Source organism: Moorena sp. SIO3I6, from assembly GCF_010672095.1.
This window is the reverse complement of sequence record NZ_JAAHHU010001656.1, coordinates 1-1096: the sequence shown is the minus strand read 5'-3', so window position 1 is coordinate 1096 and position 1096 is coordinate 1. Positions and strand designations below refer to the sequence as shown.

Sequence of the window (1096 nt, the reverse complement as noted above, 5' to 3'; positions counted from 1 at the left end):
TTCAACTATAGTTGTAGGAGGTGGTTTATTATTCAATAGGTTTCAATAACGATCTCTTCCACACCAATATCTCTTAATTTATTTTTGACTTGGGATACAACATTTTTCAAGTTAAAATACATCAAGAAATATTGATTTTTTGTCAATCTATATACTAGGGCATTTCTACAGAAAAATGTAGATAGATCGAAAGGTTTATCGTCAAATTCAAAAAGCTTTTGAAGAACGACCTCGTTTTCACCAAAGCTTGGTAAACTTTGTAATTTGATCCAACTATTTATTATTAAAAATTCACTATTAAAAACGGGTAGAAAACTATATAATCCGCGAAGCTCATTTATTGTTTTTCTAACATCAGAATGTTTTAACATATAGTTATTTTCTGGTTGAGTTAAACCTGATACTATAGTTTCAGCATTTCCTAAATAATTTTCTGGTATATCGAATTTTCTATATCTTAGATTGATCACAATCATAAATCGTTTGATAGGAGTAACTGATAAAAATTCCAATAAAGCATCATTTCTGCTGTACACAGTTTCGCCATCATACATTTTTTGAGTTTTTTGCTTAATTAAATCTAAATTTTCCTTTGTCAAGATACACTTAATACAACTCCAATTACTTTTATTTATGAACAAATATCTCAAAAGATAAGCAAAGATAAATGTCGGACTTAACAGTTTCTCGTTCCATGACCTTTCTTTCAATCTAGCATTGAGAAAATTATCTATTTTGTTAAAATTTACTGTCCATAGTGGTTCGGACTTAGAAACATAATCTGGGTCTCCATAAGCTTTAGCTAAATGTTCTAACAATTGGAAATACGTTCCACCACCAACTATCAAATGATTTACCAGTAAAGTTATGCCACTATAAGTTTGATTATAATTCAAAATTAAATAAATTAATGGAGCATTTGTATTGATAGCATCTACACTTTTTTCTGGAATCTTGAAAACATTTTTTAGATAGGTTTTTGCCTCTAATAAGTTATCAAGATTTATCTCCTGCTTACCTAGATCGACTTCAATAAAACCAATACCATGTTTTTTGGCTTGACAGACAACCTTTTAGGACTTAACAATTTCTTTAC

General features: G+C 29.1%; 1 protein-coding gene. It reads right to left on the bottom strand.

Annotated features, from left to right (window positions below):
- Positions 1 to 32: 32 nt before the first annotated feature.
- The gene (locus F6K49_RS52055; RefSeq protein WP_293110884.1) at positions 33 to 896 is read right to left on the bottom strand and encodes a hypothetical protein; all 864 of its coding nucleotides are present in this window, start codon (positions 894 to 896) and stop codon (positions 33 to 35) included.
- Positions 897 to 1096: the final 200 nt, after the last annotated feature.